14 protein-coding genes are annotated in these 15,245 nt (G+C 36.5%); 6 read left to right on the forward strand and 8 right to left on the reverse strand.

Annotated features, from left to right (window positions below; all coding sequences use genetic code 11):
* Positions 1-9: 9 nt before the first annotated feature.
* Complete coding sequence (locus tag CRS_RS09790) at positions 10-1,443, forward strand: hypothetical protein (RefSeq protein WP_142723854.1); 1,434 nt, start codon at positions 10-12, stop codon at positions 1,441-1,443.
* 299 nt (positions 1,444-1,742) lie between these two features.
* On the opposite strand, the gene recA is transcribed toward CRS_RS09790, so the two are convergent.
* Positions 1,743-2,744 carry a recombinase RecA gene (gene recA / locus CRS_RS09795; protein ID WP_034694853.1) on the reverse strand — a complete coding sequence of 334 codons (1,002 nt, stop codon included), beginning with the start codon at positions 2,742-2,744 and terminating at the stop codon, positions 1,743-1,745.
* Between the two features lie 459 nt (positions 2,745-3,203).
* Complete coding sequence (locus tag CRS_RS09800; RefSeq protein WP_228451224.1) at positions 3,204-4,394, reverse strand: oxygenase MpaB family protein; 1,191 nt, start codon at positions 4,392-4,394, stop codon at positions 3,204-3,206.
* 232 nt (positions 4,395-4,626) lie between these two features.
* Between CRS_RS09800 and CRS_RS09805 the strand changes: the two genes are divergently transcribed.
* Positions 4,627-5,277, forward strand: coding sequence for a hypothetical protein (locus CRS_RS09805; protein ID WP_142723856.1), 651 nt, complete (start codon positions 4,627-4,629; stop codon positions 5,275-5,277).
* Between the two features lie 80 nt (positions 5,278-5,357).
* On the opposite strand, the gene gap is transcribed toward CRS_RS09805, so the two are convergent.
* The 4 genes from gap to CRS_RS09825 form a co-directional block, all read right to left on the reverse strand.
* Positions 5,358-6,362, reverse strand: coding sequence for a type I glyceraldehyde-3-phosphate dehydrogenase (gap, locus tag CRS_RS09810; RefSeq protein WP_034694859.1), 1,005 nt, complete (start codon positions 6,360-6,362; stop codon positions 5,358-5,360).
* Positions 6,363-6,393: 31 nt separating this feature from the next.
* On the reverse strand, positions 6,394-7,380 hold the full coding sequence (gene pfkA / locus CRS_RS09815) for a 6-phosphofructokinase (RefSeq protein ID WP_142723857.1): 987 nt from the start codon (positions 7,378-7,380) through the stop codon (positions 6,394-6,396).
* Between the two features lie 83 nt (positions 7,381-7,463).
* The gene (locus tag CRS_RS09820; protein WP_142723858.1) at positions 7,464-8,342 is read right to left on the reverse strand and encodes a DUF4846 domain-containing protein; all 879 of its coding nucleotides are present in this window, start codon (positions 8,340-8,342) and stop codon (positions 7,464-7,466) included.
* A gap of 63 nt (positions 8,343-8,405) precedes the next feature.
* Complete coding sequence (locus tag CRS_RS09825) at positions 8,406-8,753, reverse strand: helix-turn-helix domain-containing protein (RefSeq protein WP_142723859.1); 348 nt, start codon at positions 8,751-8,753, stop codon at positions 8,406-8,408.
* Between the two features lie 95 nt (positions 8,754-8,848).
* Here CRS_RS09825 and CRS_RS09830 point away from each other — a divergent pair, with 95 nt between their 5' ends.
* Positions 8,849-9,649: a DNA alkylation repair protein gene (locus CRS_RS09830; protein WP_142723860.1), complete on the forward strand. Its 801-nt coding sequence runs from the start codon at positions 8,849-8,851 to the stop codon at positions 9,647-9,649.
* Positions 9,650-9,963: 314 nt separating this feature from the next.
* Here the strand turns inward: CRS_RS09830 and CRS_RS09835 are convergent, their stop codons facing one another.
* Both CRS_RS09835 and CRS_RS09840 read right to left on the reverse strand, forming a co-directional pair.
* Complete coding sequence (locus CRS_RS09835) at positions 9,964-10,722, reverse strand: TIGR03915 family putative DNA repair protein (protein ID WP_142723861.1); 759 nt, start codon at positions 10,720-10,722, stop codon at positions 9,964-9,966.
* Positions 10,723-10,873: 151 nt separating this feature from the next.
* Positions 10,874-12,133, reverse strand: a complete 1,260-nt coding sequence (locus CRS_RS09840; protein ID WP_142723862.1) for a putative DNA modification/repair radical SAM protein — start codon at positions 12,131-12,133, stop codon at positions 10,874-10,876.
* Positions 12,134-12,288: 155 nt separating this feature from the next.
* Here CRS_RS09840 and CRS_RS09845 point away from each other — a divergent pair, with 155 nt between their 5' ends.
* The 3 genes from CRS_RS09845 to CRS_RS09855 all read left to right on the forward strand — a co-directional run bounded on the left by CRS_RS09845 (position 12,289) and on the right by CRS_RS09855 (position 15,242).
* Positions 12,289-13,617 (forward strand): hydroxymethylglutaryl-CoA reductase, degradative, encoded by a 1,329-nt coding sequence (locus tag CRS_RS09845; RefSeq protein WP_142723863.1) that lies wholly within the window; start codon positions 12,289-12,291, stop codon positions 13,615-13,617.
* Between the two features lie 166 nt (positions 13,618-13,783).
* Positions 13,784-14,854: a hypothetical protein gene (locus tag CRS_RS09850; RefSeq protein WP_142723864.1), complete on the forward strand. Its 1,071-nt coding sequence runs from the start codon at positions 13,784-13,786 to the stop codon at positions 14,852-14,854.
* A 1-nt stretch (position 14,855) separates the two neighbouring features.
* Positions 14,856-15,242 carry a DUF423 domain-containing protein gene (locus tag CRS_RS09855; protein ID WP_131435885.1) on the forward strand — a complete coding sequence of 129 codons (387 nt, stop codon included), beginning with the start codon at positions 14,856-14,858 and terminating at the stop codon, positions 15,240-15,242.
* The last annotated feature ends 3 nt before the right edge of the window (positions 15,243-15,245 follow it).

Raw genomic sequence — 15,245 nt, forward strand, 5'->3', positions numbered from 1 at the left:
AATAACAGTATGGGAATCTTTGATTTTTTTAAGAAAAAAAATAACAGTCAGGAAAATGTAAGTACTCCGGTTCAGGAAATGGAAATGCCAGAGGAAAAAGTAGTAGAGGAAGTGGTGGAAGAAGTTGTGGAAACAATACCGGAAATTTCTTCACAGCCGGTAGAGGAGCTGAAAGTAAATGAAGAATATAAAAAAATCAGGATTTATAATGATTATATTGTGTATTCTATAGCGCTTCAGCTGAGAGGAGAATATACGCCTATTTCAGCTTTTGAAAAAGAAAACGGAGAAGTAGAAGGTTTTGCGTATATGGTGACAGAAGATGCTTATGCACTTTCTCCACAGCAGGTAATTTCCCAAATGGAAGAAAAGTTTGAAAGTGAGCTTCAGGAAGGTAAGATCCGATCTTATATGATCCTGTATCATTCTCAGTTTGATCATAACGGCAATCATAATCCGGCTATTCAGGAAGGGGAATTTAAAGGAATTTCACTTGCTTATCATTTCGCAGGTTCTGAGAAAGCCAAAACAGGACTGCCTTATATTTTCGAAAATCAAAATATTACTTATAAAGGTTTTGCAGAGTTTTCTCATGAAGAAAATAATGAGATCATGAATCATCAATTGGTAGATGGTAAAGATTATTTCCCGAATACAGAAGGAATTGCAGCTCCTGAAATGACTAATGAAGCAGGAATTATCATTAGAAAATCCAATGTTCATAATCTTGTAAACACATGGAGCGGTATTTTTGGACATCAGAATTTTCAGACTAAAGATTACGGTCAGTATCTTAGCACAGTTTTAATGCAGTCTACGGTTTCTAATCCGAATGGAGAACGTAAAAACAAAACTGAATTTGAAGATGTCAGATTTAAAACCATTGTTACCGATGAACTGAGTACAATCATTCCGGAAGTGAAAACTGATTATTCTTTGGATTTTGAAACAAGATCAATCAGAGAATGGGAAAATGCACTGAACTTACAGGCAATCGTAGCAGGTCCGGCAAGAGATACTTTTGGAGTTTGGTTTTTCGCTACCGATTATGCTGAGAACAGAAATATCTACATGACACAGCCGCATCAGAAGATAAATATCAGCGGAATTATTTTTATTCTGGATCTTCATACCAGTACTGATTTACCTGACGGTACTAAAATGAGTGAAGATTTCACAACCTATGCTCCAAGCCAGGATCTTCCTAATTATGCTTGTTTTGATTTTATTGGTCAGGTTATAGACTTTAAGGAAACAGAATTGCTTGAAGACGGAAGTATTAAAGGGTATATCCTGAAACTGAAGTTGATTACAAATGAAGAAGATGAGGATTTCTTCACTATTGATGCTTTTGTAAATAAAGAAAACATGAGATTTGAAACTCCAGCAAAAGGGATGAAAGTGACCGGAGCACTTCAGCTGCAGGGTAAAATTGCTGAATAATTTAAAAATATAAAATATCAAAGAGGTTGTTCTGTGGAATGACCTCTTTTTATTTTCTTATCCTTCATTTATTTAAACATAAAGAATAAGACTCAAAAGCTGATTATAAGAGAGCATCGCTGATGCAGCTTTGTGGTAAATGATGCGTTTGCTTAGTAAGAAGCAATGAAATTGATTCCGTACTTTGCTCTCTTAAAAATATTACAGCATACAGATGAAACCTTTACGTTAAAAAAATCTTTATTTTAAAACAGAAAAAGGCAATCCGAAGACTGCCTTTTCTATATTTTTCTGAAAAATTATTTGTTTTTCATTTCTTCCTTGATCTTACCTTCCAATTCTTCAGCAAGATCCGGGTTATCTCTTAAAACATCTTTTACAGCATCACGTCCCTGACCCAATTTAGTCTCTTCGTAGCTGAACCATGATCCGCTTTTCTTCACAATTCCCATATCTACAGCAGTATCAAGAATTTCTCCTACTTTAGAAACTCCTTCGCCATACATGATATCGAATTCTGCCTGCTTGAAAGGAGGTGCTACTTTGTTTTTCACAATCTTCACTTTCACACGGCTACCGATAGCTTCATCACCTTGTTTGATTGGTGCACTGGCTTTTCTGATATCAATTCTTACAGAAGCATAGAACTTAAGAGCGTTACCTCCGGTAGTGGTTTCAGGGTTTCCGAACATCACACCGATCTTTTCTCTCAACTGGTTGATGAAGATTACAGTACATTTTGTTCTTGAAATAGTAGCGGTAAGCTTTCTTAGTGCCTGAGACATTAATCTTGCGTGAAGACCCATTTTAGAATCTCCCATTTCACCTTCAATCTCTGCTTTTGGGGTAAGAGCAGCAACAGAGTCAATCACAACGATATCAATAGCTCCTGAACGGATCAGGTTATCGGCAATTTCCAAAGCCTGCTCACCATTGTCCGGCTGAGAAATGATCAGGTTTTCAAGATCGATTCCTAATTTCGCAGCGTAAGTTCTGTCGAAAGCATGCTCTGCATCAATGAAAGCAGCAATACCACCCGCTTTTTGAGCTTCAGCAATAGCGTGAAGGGTCAACGTTGTTTTACCTGAAGATTCAGGACCATATATTTCAATGATTCTTCCTTTTGGATATCCGCCTATTCCTAAGGCAATATCCAATCCTAAAGAACCGGAAGGGATTACTTCTATTGTATTGTCTATAGATTCATCACCTAAAGTCATTACTGTTCCCTTTCCATATGTTTTATCTAGCTTGTCAAGCACTAAAGCGAGTGCTTTTTTCTTATCATCAATGTTACTCATCTCTATTAAAATAATTTCTCAAAAATACATAATTTAAATATTAAAAGCTAATATATTTTATTTCCTAAAGTTGTTTTTAGAGTTAAAAAATGATAAAATTTTATGGCTGATCTTCTTCATAACGAAGCACATGCGGAATGTGGTATCTAAAGTGTTTTTACTAAATAAAAGAAGCTGTTTTTATTGGAAATCGCAAAGGCGCTATTTATGTAGAATACTTTTGTTTTTAAGGCGCAAAAATTTTATCTCCGATAAAATTGAATGCTGCATATCTTGACCTCTCACAGATTATGCAAATTACAATGGTGCTAATGAAAATCTTCATAACTACTTCATCTGCGAAAATTTCATCTAAAATTATATACTTTCCCTTGCTGAAAATCTTCGATTTTCTTGCGCCTTAAAAAGTACCACAATGTCTAAAAATCTTTGCGCCTTTGCGATTTCCAACAATTACTTTTAATGAAAATTTGAATTCTTAGTGATGTTCAGATAATCTTCCAGTACTTTCATCTGATCTTTATTCCCTCTTTGTATTCTTGCAGTACGACTGACCATTTTGTCATATATTGCGTTGAAAAGTATTTTCGATTTTGGAAACAGAGTTTTGTAAGGAACATCAGGAATCTGTAATCTTTTACATACTTCATCATCCAGCAGAAACCAGGTACAGCAGATGTGCAGATATCTTAAGTTCTTTCTTTGAAATTCAAACTTTAAGATAGGGTTTTCCAGTGATTCATCCAGTAAAGAATGGGCAAGAAGCACAGAATCTTTATCAGAAGACGGCTGAACAGAGGTCCATAAATAAAAATATTCCGTTGCCTGTTTTTTATTGTTGGGAAGAAGCTGCTCTGGAATTCCCAACAGGTACCCTACATATTTCCAGAGATGAAAAATTCCCTGTTCCTCCTCAGCAGAAAAACAATTTCCCAGCTTTTTAAGACTATGAAGAAATACCAGACTGAATCCAATGTACGTTGCCATCATATCCCAGGAATTGATAGGCTCTCCCCAATTATCAGTATCCCAGTCTTTATAGTGTTTTTTAATGGAAAGCCTGGCGTAAGAATGGATCAGACGGGTTTTTATCGCAAATTCATATCCTTTTGCGTGAACGTTCAGGGAATTGTACCGGGTAGCGTTTACCCAGAAATCCAATGTTTCAGAAAGGCGTTTCACTGCACCTTTTTTCAATGCTTCTGTAACAACAAGTGGTTTGTTGAGGTAGGCATAATCATAGCCGCCGATCAGACAATAATCCCTTAAGGAGATCAAGGAGTCAAGATTGCTTCTCATACATAGTTCTGCTCCGCTTTTGAGTAACTGATGATCCAGCCAATCAGGAACTTTTTGAGTTTGGCTGAACAATTTTTTTACACTTTCAGGAACGTCATCAGTTTCCGAAACCCCATTTCTGATATAATGTTCAATTTCCCTGGAGGCCTCGTGGAATTTTTTAGTGAAATAAACATCTTTTACCACCTCATCTCCGATCTCATCCGTATGATGAAAATAGGGAGCAAATTTTTCAAAGTGCTCAAAACTCACTTCTGCTCCGGAAAATTCAATAAGCTGTTTTCCATTGCCCTTTTCCCAAAAATCCCTGAAATGAGGTGCGTCTTTAAACCGGGGTTGTGTCATGTTCATTCCTTTACCTATAAAAGTACAAGTTTTATGCTGAAATGTTTTGGTGAGATTTATCATTTAAATATACCGAGATGCTCTATTCATTTTACACGCTTAAAATACTACAAACGGGTAATTTTCTCTTTTTTTTAAAAATATAAACTTTGTTATTACAAATAGCCATGAGAGTTCAATTAATAATAAGGGCTTTCAATTTTTTAAAAATATAATTTAATTCTAAAAACAATTAGCTATGAAAACACTTTTATTACTATTGATTTGTATTACTATGAATGGGCAAGTAATTATGTATGAACATTCCAATTATGAGGGAGCATCAAAAACTTATAATGGGGGTGGCAAAGTGAATTTGCTTGAAGATAAAAATCCAAGTTCTTTTTGGTGTGGATTTGGTTTTGGGTGTTGTGATTTATGTAATGATATGATTTCTTCTATAAAAGTTCCGGCTGGTTTCAAAGTCACGATATTTGAACATAAGGATTTTGGAGGAAGATCAAGAGTTTTATATACAGATACACCATATCTTGGAAATGATTGGAATGATATAATTACAAGTTTTATTATTGAAAGAACAGGGCCAGAGTTGGATAAGCCCATTCAATGCAACGGAAATGGGAATTTAATTTTTAATAATCAGACTTCAGAGTATCTCTGGATTTATTATTGGTATCTGGAAGATACTCCAAATGTATCCGATGTTTGTCAAATAAGAAAGTTTTTTGATCGTATTCCTCCTAGAGAAAAAAAAGAAATGAATACACAGAAAAATAAAAATATAGTATATCAAATTTATACATCAGACTTATGCTTACTTAATCATATTAAAGCAAATGGAACTTTAAATACCTGTACTCTGAATTCATACATACTTGATATTTTTTAATATTCGAGTAATAAATATTTTTTTATAACAAAAAACCTTCCCATCGGGAAGGTTTTATATTGCTTATCGCTCATTATTTATTATAAAGAAGCCGCATGTACAAGCATATCTACTAACTTGTTAGAGTAACCCATTTCGTTGTCATACCATGAAACAAGTTTTACGAAGTTAGGAGAAAGCATGATACCAGCATCTTTGTCGAAGATAGAAGTTCTCTTATCTCCTACGAAGTCCTGAGATACTACTGCCTCTTCAGTATATCCTAGGATACCTTTCAATTCACCTTCAGAAGCAGCTTTGATTACTGAACAGATTTCTTCATAAGAAGCAGCTTTTTCAATTCTCACTGTTAAATCTACTACAGAAACGTCAACAGTTGGTACTCTGAAAGACATACCTGTTAATTTTCCGTTTAGTGAAGGGATTACTTTTCCTACTGCTTTAGCAGCACCTGTAGAAGAAGGGATGATGTTGTTCAGAGCAGCTCTACCACCTCTCCAGTCTTTCATTGAAGGACCGTCAACCGTTTTCTGAGTAGCTGTTGTAGCGTGTACAGTGGTCATTAAACCTTCTACGATTCCGAAGTTATCGTGGATTACTTTAGCTAAAGGAGCTAAACAGTTTGTAGTACAAGAAGCATTTGATAAGATTTTGATATCATCAGTAAGTTCCTTGTGGTTTACCCCCATTACGAACATTGGAGTATCATCTTTAGAAGGAGCAGAAAGGATTACTTTCTTAGCACCTGCAGTAATGTGTTTTGCAGCGCTTTCTTTATCTAAGAATAAACCAGTAGATTCTACTACGTAGTCTGCACCGATTTCGTTCCACTTTAGGTTGCTTGGGTCTTTTTCTGCAGTTACTCTGATTCTTTTTCCGTTTACTACAAGATCATTTCCTTCTACAGAAACTTCACCTGGGAAAATACCGTGTACAGAGTCATATTTTAACATGTAAGCCATGTATTCTGCATTGATTAGGTCATTGATTCCTACAACTTCAATGTTGTCTCTTTCAGTCATTGCTCTGAAAACAAGACGTCCAATTCTACCAAAACCGTTGATACCTACTTTGATTGTTGACATAATAGTTTGTTTTATTAGATTATAAAAATAATTAAATTGCTAAAATTTTTGAAATCAGTAAAAGGTCTTTATTGATTTCATTATGTTTTTTAATGGCTTCTTCAATCGGTGTATACGTCAGATCATTAGAACGCATCCCTGCCATTACATTGGTTTGTCCTTCCATTAGCCCTGTTACAGCTCCATACCCCAGACGGCTTGCCAGAACTCTGTCTGCACAGCTTGGAGAACCTCCTCTCTGCATATGTCCCAGAATCGCTACACGAATGTCATAATCAGGGAATGTCTGTTTTGTTTTTTCGGCAAGTTCATATACGTTGGCTAATTTTTCACCTTCCGCTACTACAACAATGCTTGATGCTTTTCCTGTTTTTTCAGCATCTCTGAATTTCGCGAAAAGCTCATCAATACTGTCTTTTTTCTCAGGAATTAAAATATCCAGAGCTCCTGTTGCCAATCCGCTGTTTAGAGCAATAAACCCTGCATCACGACCCATTACTTCCACAAAGAAAACCCTGTTGTGGGAAGTGGCTGTATCACGGATTTTGTCAATGGCATCCATTGCGGTATTCAAAGCGGTGTCGTATCCGATGGTGTTATCAGTTCCGAAAATATCGTTGTCGATTGTTCCCGGAATACCGATTACCCTGATTCCGAATTCTTCATTAAAGATTTTCGCACCAGTGAAAGTTCCGTCTCCACCAATACAAACCAATCCGTCTATTCCAAGCTTTATGCAATTGTCATAAGCTTTCTGACGGCCTTCTTTAGTTCTGAACTCAGCAGATCTGGCAGACTTTAGAATCGTTCCACCCTGGTTGATTATATTTTTTACGGAACGGGCTCCCATTTTCAGGAAATCATTGTTGATAAGGCCGTTGTAACCTTCTCTCACCCCGTAGCATTCGATATTATAGTAATTAGCGGTTCTTACTACCGCTCTTAATGCCGCATTCATACCCGGAGAGTCGCCTCCTGAAGTAAGAACTGCAATTTTTTTTACAACACTCTCTTTCATCAAGAAAAAAATTTCGAACACAAATTTACAAAAACAAGTTCAGATTATCGTAGTAACTTTCCAATAGTTTTGAATATAAATTATTAAAAGCTTCTGAAGTTTGTAGGTTTAAAAAAATATCTTGCAGTTTTTGTTTCAGGAGCATGGATGTCAAGATCATACCAGGGCGTAAAATACGGGTTAAAAGGATTTGAAATCACATGTACAGACTGTGCCGGTGTGAATCCTTCACTTAATAAGTACAATCTTTTCCCTTTCTGATCCTGGCAGACCCCCGAAATGAAAACAATGTGCCCCGGACTTCCCGGCGCAATCAGAATATCACCTGTTTTCAGGTCAGAATTTTTTGTTACCGGTTTTGTTTCTTTATGTAATGAAATCGTTCCTGCATAATTAAAAATCAGATCCAGATAATTTCTGAAACTTTGATAAGAATCATCGAAGGCTGCTGTTTTTCGGAAGCTGACCGAATTTCCATTCACAAAAGCTCTTGTTCCATTTTTATAATCATTCCAGCTGAGAAGATCTCCGCTTGTAAAATGAAATTTAATTTCGTTAAATTTTTTCGCCTTATAAAGATATTCAGCCCTCATTCGGATGGCGGCATCAGCACATTGCTGCAAATCTTTATTTCCTGTATCAATATCAAAAACGGCTTCATGAAGATGCTGGGTAGAAATGGGTGTTCCGTCATATTTTACAATCTGGCTGCCGTAAGGTTTTAACTTAAAATTTTCGATAAAATACCCAAAAGATCCCGGTTTTTCCTCAAGCCATTTATAACCTTCCGGAGGAGAAAATCTTTCCCGGATGGTATTTTTATCTTTATTGATTTTTAAAGCATTTTCTGCAATTAAATGTTCGTTCTTATCTGGTTCAGCCAACAGACGGTCTGAAGATTTTTCTTTAATACAGCCTGTGAGAATTAAAAATGCTGTGATTCCGGTGATAACTTTTTTCATGTGTATTAGTTCACACAAATATCATTTTTTTTAGCTTATCTGCCAATATAATCTGAAAATCTGCTAGTTTAATGACTCTTCGTTCTCAGGAATTAATAATTTCCCCCAATCATTCAGCTGCCAGAGAATTTTCACAAGCTGTTCACCAAGTTCTGTCAAAGTATATTCAACCCTTGGAGGAAGCTCATTGAAAGAGTGTTTTGTTAAAATACCATCTTCTACCATTTCACTCAGCTGCTGATTAAGAACTCTTCGGTCCACTTTAGCGATACCCCGCAAAAATTCACTGGGACGTTTCTTCCCTTCATTAATTTGCCAGACGATAGGAATTTTCCATTTACCACTGATGGTATTGACAGCTACTTCCAACGGACAAATTTTATTTTCTTCAGCTCTCTCCTTTGTTTCCATAAAATTGACTTTTTTATCCCTATGGGTGAAAAATATGCGGTATTGTTTTTGTGCCCCCACTTTCGGACTTTTGTAAAGATAATCATTAAAATAGTATGGCAGAAAAACGAAAAGGAGCCCGCTCCATCAAAGATATTCCATCAGATATTCTGGAAAAGCTGAACAGAGGAGAAATTGAAACTGCCAATCTTACAGAATGGCTGGCAGTAGATCAAAGGCTGCTGCTGGAAAACTTACTATTGCAGAATAATCGCAAAGAATACCTGATACCGATTTTAGAGAATGTAGACCAGCTGAAAAAACAAACGGTGAATACCCTTAATGAAACCATTGGTGTTGGGCTTCTCCATCTGGCCATAAAAAATAAAGATGATGAATTTCTTCATAAATTGGCGGTATATCCTGCAGATCTGGTTCGATGCTGGTCTGCTTATACCATTGGAAGAGATAATAAACTGACCCTTAAAGAAAAATTAAACAGGATTCAGTCATTCGCTTCTGATGCTCATTTTGGAGTGAGAGAAATCTGTTGGATGACCGTACGGCCGGATATTGCTGAAAATCTTGTTGAAAGCATATCTGTTTTATCAGAATGGACAAAACATGAAAATGAAAATGTAAGGCGCTTTGCCAGTGAGTCTACAAGACCCAGAGGAGTTTGGTGTGAACATATCGATGCTTTAAAACAAAATCCTGGGTTAGGACTTGAAATTTTGGAACCCTTACGATCCGACTCCTCCAGATATGTACAGGACAGTGTCGGCAACTGGCTGAATGATGCCAGTAAGTCACAACCGGAATTTACCGTGGAAATCTGTGATGAATGGCTTAGGGAAAGCCCAACAAAAGAAACCCGATATATCGTTAAAAAAGCCTTGCGAACCATTAAAAAGTAAGAGTTATCCACAAAACACGAATTTTGATGTAATTTTTTATCACCTATATTACAGATTTTCATGTTTTTAAATGGTTTTCAAAACCCCCTTTGTTCTCGGGTATTTAACACAATTTCCTGATAAAAATCAGGTAGAAAAAATTCTTATGTTAACGGAATGTTAACTGTAAAAAGTTATCCACAATATGAGTTTTTGATTAATGGGGATTCTATCTGTCAATAAATTAATAGGTTAAATAATGTGCTTGTAAAAAACACTTGAAATGTTGTCTTTTTTGGCCAAAATAAAAAGTTATCCACAATATGGAATTTTAGTTACCATTTTTCAGTCAGGTATTTCCAATATCTTTTCGGGACGTGCTGAATATGGAGTTTCATATTTTTTCGTTCAACAATATTGGTTTTGGTAAAATACCGTTGCCAGAGTACCTGATAGCTTTTTTCTTCGTCATGGAATTTTTGCTGATAATGATTTAAATCAATTTTTTCATCAGGGTAGAAAAACTCAGAATCGTTGAGGTCATATAGAAGGCCGTAGTTTCTCCGAAGGTCATAGATCATCCATTTCTGGTCCTGGTAGCGGTTATGAAAATGTTTTCTTATCAAAGGAAGCACATTAAAGTCAGGATCTATTTTGGAGAAAAAAACACCATCCTGCATTTTTTCAAAGCGGACAAATGCAGTCATCCTATGTCTTTCCCTGTCTACCGATTTGCAGATTTTTGAAATTTTTAAAACATCAGAATCTGCAAAATTTTCAAGAATATTTTGTCCGGGATACTTGATGGACTGTTTTACAGCTGATAAAATTAAATTTTCCAGCTCGGGATCTTCAGATAAAAAAACTTTCAAAAGTTTGTAAACTCCCTGTTTCCCAATATTCTGCTCCAATTTGTTGAGAACCCGTTCAGACTTTTCTGTCTGAGTAATAACTTCATGAATTTCTGCAAAAATATTTTCCTGATGAAACCTTTCCCTGCTTGTGATTTCCACATCTTTATAACGATATTCGAAAACTTCAAATACCGCAGTAAAAAGACCGTCAAAACTTCCATCGTAGAGTAGGGTTGTCATGTGTTGAATTTAAAATTTGTTTGTGCTTGTCATTCTGAATAATATGAAATGAAAAATCTGGTTAATTGAAGAGGTTCCCTCCTCATCAGAAGGACAGGTGCAGTATAATCATGTTAGTGATCATTTGTGAAAAAATTCTTGTAGTTTGTGTTTAAAATAATGTCAGTTGCTGTGAAAACTGGTTGTGAAACTTGGAAGAGCTTCCGCCAATCAGCAGCTTTCTGAAGTTTTTGTCCGTTAAGTATTTCAGGTAAGCATTTCCCGCAGTAAAATCAATAAAATATTTTGCACGATTGACGGCTGCTCCCAGTTTTTTCAAATGGTCCATCGTTAAAATCTGAAAGCGTCTGGCACTTATAATTTTCTGAGCTGTTTTTACGCCAATTCCGGGAATTCTTAAAATCGTGCGATATTCCGCAGTTTGAAGATTCACCGGGAACTGATCTAAGTTTCGCAATGCCCAGCTTAATTTCGGGTCCATTTCCAGATCGAGAAAAGGAACATTCGGATCTAAAATTTCTTCTGCTTTAAAACCGTAGAATCTCATCAACCAATCTGATTGATAGAGTCTGTTTTCTCTCAACATAGGAACTTCGGTTGCCAAAGAAGGTAGTCTTTTATCTTCTAATACAGGAACATATCCGGAATAGTAAACCCTTTTCAGATTGAAATTTTTATAAAAATGATCGGCAACATTGATGATCTGCAGGTCGTTTTCATTGGTAGCTCCTACAATCATTTGTGTAGACTGTCCTGCAGGGGCAAACTTCGGAACTTTCTTAAGGATTTTCTTTTCATCTTTATATTGAATGATACCTTTTTGAATATACCGCATCGGGCTGATCATATCCTGTCTGTTCTTTTCAGGCGCCAATAATTTTAATCCGCTTTCTGTAGGGATTTCAATATTGACAGATAACCGGTCTGCATACAACGCTGCTTCCTGCATCAGATCATCACTGGCTCCCGGAATAGATTTCAGATGAATATACCCATTAAAATTCTCTTCCAGACGCAGTTTTTTGGCCACTCTTACAAGACGCTCCATCGTTGTATCTGCATTCTTAAAAATTCCTGAGCTCAGAAATAAACCTTCAATATAATTCCTGCGGTAAAAATTGATGGTAAGATCTACCACTTCTTCTACGGTAAAAGCAGCTCTTTTGATATCATTCGAACTTCTGGAAACACAGTAAGCACAATCGTAGATGCAATGGTTGGTCAACAGAATTTTAAGCAGGGAGACACATCTTCCGTCTTCCGTATAGGTATGGCAAATCCCGCTTGCGGAACTGTCGCCCAAAGCCCCTTTTTTATTCTTCCTCGTACCTCCGCTCGATGAACAGGAAACGTCATATTTCGCTGCATCGGCAAGGATTTCGAGCTTTTCTTTAAGGCGGTCAAAATTCATTCTTTTGGTGGTTTGATATTACTTGTATCAATATAATTTTAAATATTGTTCAAATTTAGTTCCAAAATTGATAAATGTCAACCTTTTTTCATAGAAGTTATCAACAAAAAAGAGCCTCAAAATCATTATATTTACGGCTCATTAAAGTTTATATTATGAATCATAAACCAATCGAAGGTTTTTCCAAGCTTCCAAAGCAGGGGAAAATTGACTGGCTCGTAAACGAATATCTTGAAGGAAACCAGGAATATCAAAATATATTACAACAATACTGGAACGATGATGCAGATCTTCAGAAGCTTCACGAAGAATTTTCTGAAAATACCATCTCCAATTTCTATATGCCATACGGAATCGCTCCGAATTTTTTAATTGATGGAAAACTGCTGGCACTTCCAATGGCTGTTGAGGAAAGTTCAGTAGTTGCCGCCGCTTCTAAGGCAGCCAAATTCTGGATTGATAAAGGAGGTTTTAAAACAACGATTATCAATACTGAAAAGCTGGGGCATACCCATTTTATTTTTAATGTAGAACCTCATAAACTGTTACATTTCTTTAATTTTAGCCTAAAGAAAAAACTATTCGAGGCAACAGAAGATATCACTTCCAATATGAGAAAACGAGGTGGAGGTATTTTAAATATCAGCCTGGTGGATAAAACAGCAGAAATGCCCAACTATTACCAGCTGAAAGCAAGCTTTGATACGGTAGATTCAATGGGGGCCAACTTTATCAACTCATGTCTTGAGCAGTTTGGAAAAACATTGAGACAGGAAGTAGCCACAAGTGAAGATTTTACTCAGGAAGAAAAGAATTCACTACAGATCGTGATGAATATTCTTTCCAATTTCACGCCTGACTGTATCGTGAGAGCTGAGGTATCATGTAAAATGGAAGATCTGAAGGATGACAGCGGAATTTCTCCTGAAGAGTTTGCTTCCAAATTCAAGCAGGCGGTCACTATCGCGGAAATTGAACCTTACCGTGCCACGACTCACAATAAAGGAATCATGAACGGAGTAGATGCAGTGGTGATCGCTACAGGAAATGATTTCAGAGCAACGGAAGCCTGTGCACATACCTATGCTGCAAAAGACGGACAATACAGATCCCTGACTCACTGTACAACGGATAACGGAGTATTCAGATTCTGGATAGATTTACCAATTTCTGTTGGAGTAGTAGGAGGACTTACAAATCTTCACCCACTGGTAAAGTTCTCACTGGCACTTCTTGGGAAACCTTCCGCACAAGAGCTGATGAGCATCCTGGCAGTTTCAGGACTTGCACAGAACTTCGGTGCATTACGTTCTCTGGTAACCACAGGAATCCAGAAAGGACATATGAAAATGCATTTATTGAATATTCTGAACCAACTGGGGGCTACTGAAGAAGAAAAGCAACACTTTGTGACGTATTTTAAAGACAAGACGGTAAGCCATCATGAAGTGATCAATGAGTTTAACAGAATGAGAGGAAACTAATGTTACAGATCATTTTGCCCATTGTATTCCTTCTCTTTGGTTTTTTTCTGAAGAAAACAAATAACGAAGGTTTCAGGAGTTCCAAGAGATTTGCCAACATGTTTATCATCCTGGGAATTTCTACACTGGTCGCCAAGTTTATTTTAATGTATATAAAGTCAAAATAGTGAAAAAGAGCATTGTATTTTTCTTATTGGTTTCCGGTTTAAGTTTTTCGCAGCAGAAAAGTTTAAAGATCAATGATCTGCAGCCAAAATCTGAAAATTATGTGTTTCCTGTGATAAGCTATCCGGGAAATCCAATAGCAACCAATAAGATCAATACATTTCTTCAGGTCAGTGAGCTGGAATATGTTCCGGATTCCGGTGGGAATCCTTTTAAATTAGCTTCTACAGCTACCAATTCTTACTCCAACTACCTTTATTTCTATGATTGGGAGAAATTGGAAACTCCTGAAAATATCTTAACGATAGGTATTCATGGTGAAGCTTCGGGAGCTTATCCGGAAGAATTTGCGGACTGGAAGAACTTTGATCTGAGAACAGGAAACTTTATTAATGCTGCAGATTTATTTCAACCTGGTTCAGTAAAAATTGTAGATGGGATCATTCAGAAACGAGTAAAAAAAAGAATTTCTGAATTTCTTGTCAAACTGAAAGCTGAAAAAAATCCTGAAGAAGAAACTGAAGATCAGATTGCGCTTTACGAAGATTGCTTTACAGAGCATACTTTGGGAAGTGTCAAATACTTCTTTGGAAAAGATAAACTGACTTTTGTAGCCGGAAGATGTTCCAATCATGCCATGAGAGCACTGGATGAACTCGGCAGCCATGAGATAGAATTCACTTACAGAGAATTGGAAAAATACTGGAGTTCTTATGCAAAAAATTTAATTTCTGGTTCTGAAAAAACAGAGATAACCAGTCTTAATAATAAACTGTATCGCGGTAAGATTGACGGAAAGTATTCCATCACCGTTTTGATCGATCAGGTATATGATGACGGCTCTTTTTCTGCAAAATACTGGTATGATAAAATTAAAAAGCTGATTGAGTGGAATGGGAAGATAAAAGGCAATCATATTTCTATCATAGAAAACGATTATTACAGTGAAGAAACCAGCCAATGGATTTTCAAAGCTTTAGTGGAGGCTGATTTGCAAGGAAAGAAAATCATTGGAACCTGGCAGGATTATAAAACAAAAAAATATTTAACCTTAGAATTAGAAGAGTTATAAAATGAAAACAATCACATTAGTTTTTGGAGCAGTCTACGGAATGGTGTCTGTAATCCTGGGCGCATTCGGAGCACATGCTTTAAAGAAAATATTGGCTGTGGAAAGACTGGAAAGTTTTGAAACAGGAGTAAGATATCAGATGTATGCCGCTTTTTTCCTGCTGATCATCGGGTATATTTTAAAATTTGAGACTTCAGCTGAAAAATGGACGTCCATCTTGATGATTGCAGGAACATTTTTATTCTCCGTGAGTATCTATTTCCTGAGTATGCAGGATTATCTGGGAATGAATCTTAAATTCTTAGGACCTATTACTCCTCTTGGAGGTCTGATGATGATCTTAAGCTGGGGAATGCTTATTTTTTATTTTGCTAAAAACAGAATTTAGCGA

The sequence above is a fragment of the Chryseobacterium sp. ON_d1 genome, assembly GCF_006829085.1.
Taxonomy (GTDB): Bacteria; Bacteroidota; Bacteroidia; order Flavobacteriales; family Weeksellaceae; genus Chryseobacterium.